This window comes from Saccharopolyspora sp. (assembly GCF_017434145.1).
Lineage (GTDB): Bacteria > Actinomycetota > Actinomycetes > Mycobacteriales > Pseudonocardiaceae > Saccharopolyspora_C > Saccharopolyspora_C galaxeae.
Genome location: NZ_JAFRFW010000828.1, coordinates 1 through 1,756, shown reverse-complemented (window position 1 = coordinate 1,756; position 1,756 = coordinate 1). Strand labels below are relative to the sequence as shown.

Here is a 1,756-nt window from a genome sequence, read left to right as displayed (position 1 = left end):
GGGTACGGCCACGCGCGAGCGTCGTGCCCGGCCCGCGCCGCCGGGTATCACCGCGTGCGCCCAGGCGATGCCTTGCGGCGCAACGGCTCCGCCGAGCAGACCCTACTAGGCGTAGGACGAAGCTTCGGGCCCTGCCGCACGCCGACCTCGTATCGACGCGCCCTTGCGCCGTAGTGACCGAAACATGCATATTGGTCATTACCGTTCGGGAGGAGACCCCGTTGCCCAGACCGCTGATCCCGCACCGCGCCTCGGTCATCCTCGACCGCGCCGAGGAGCTGTTCTGCGCGAACGGCTACGACCGCACGAGCATCGCGGAGATCTCGGCGCGATCCGGCATCGCCAAGGGCGCGGTGTACCGGGAATTCCCGAGCAAGGGCGCGGTGCTGGACGCACTGCTGGTGCGCAACTCGCAGCGGATGCTCGCCGAAGTGCGCGCCGGGGTCGAAGGCAGCAGCGGACCGGTGGGGCTGGCCGCGGCATACCGGTTCGGCATCCGCGCGCTGCTCCGGGACCCGCTAGCGCGCGCATTCCTGCAAGCCGACACCGACGTGCTCGGCAGCTACATCCGCGACCGCACGGACGACCGCTACGCAGCGCGCGTCGCGTGGGTCACGCGCTACCTCGACGAGTTGCAGCGCGCCGGGGCCGTTCGCGGCGACGTCGACCCGGCGGACGTCTCGATCGCCCTCAGCGCGCTCACCGTCGGCGTGTTCTCCATCGGCCCGCTGGTGGGCGGGCTCAGCGACGATCGGCTGGAACCCGTCCTGGACGTGATCACCGACATGGTCGAAAGCGGGTTGGATCGGACCGCGGCCGCGCGCGACGACGGGGCGACCCGCCGGGCGCAGCTGCACCTGCTCGATCGCGTGCAGGAGCAACTTGGGAGTCCGGCGGAATGATCCGCGGTGAACGGGGGACCTGATGCACCGGAGCACCTTCATCGACCTTCCCGAGGGCAGCCTGCGCGTCCTCAGCGCCGGGCAGAGCGGTAGTCCGGTCCTGCTGCTCAGCGGCGCCGGGCTGGACAACGCGCTGCTGAGCTGGCGGCACCTCATTCCCGCGCTCGCGACCCAGCACCGGGTCTTCGCCCTGGACTGGCCCAAGCAGGGCGCGAGCAGGCCGTGGCGCGGACCCGCCGACCACGACGTGATGCTGCGCTGCATCGGCGCCGTGCTCGACCACTTCGGACTCGACGACGCGAGTCTGGTCGGACTGTCCCAGGGCGGGGCGCTGACGCTGGCCTACGCCATCGAGCACCCGGAGCGGGTGCGGCGGCTGGTCGCGCTGGCACCGGGCGGTGTCCTGTCGTTCCCGCCCGGTCTGCACCAGCTGCTGTGGTTGACCGCCAAGCTGGCCCCGCTCACGTCCCGCCTGTCCGGCCTGCTGTTCCGGCACCGGGCGATGGTCGCCTGGTTCGCCAGGCGGGCGCTGTTCGCCGGGCCGGTCGCCGACTTCGACGACGTGGTCACCGAGATCCACCGGGAAGTGCTGGCCAACGGCGCCGGCGCCTCGGATTGGCAGAACGCCTCGATCGGCCTGCGCGCGATGAACGTGGACCTGCGCGACCGCCTGCCCGAGATCCGCTGCCCGGCGCTGGTCATCCAGGGCGACCGCGACGTCGGGGTGAAACCGGAGCACACCGCCGCAGCAGCCCGGCGGGTCCCGGGCGCGCGCCTGGAGGTGCTGCCCGGCAACGGGCACTGGTCGGCCCGCCAGTCACCGGCCCGCGACAACTCGCTGATCGCCGGGTTCC

General features: G+C 72.2%; 2 protein-coding genes. Both read left to right on the top strand.

The features are described 5' to 3' along the window. Window positions 1-221: 221 nt before the first annotated feature. Window positions 222-902, top strand: a complete 681-nt coding sequence (locus IJH84_RS22495) for a TetR/AcrR family transcriptional regulator (protein WP_295148691.1) — start codon at window positions 222-224, stop codon at window positions 900-902. Between the two features lie 22 nt (window positions 903-924). Beyond that, a partial coding sequence (locus IJH84_RS22490; RefSeq protein WP_295148688.1) for an alpha/beta hydrolase occupies window positions 925-1,756 on the top strand: 832 nt, incomplete at its 3' end.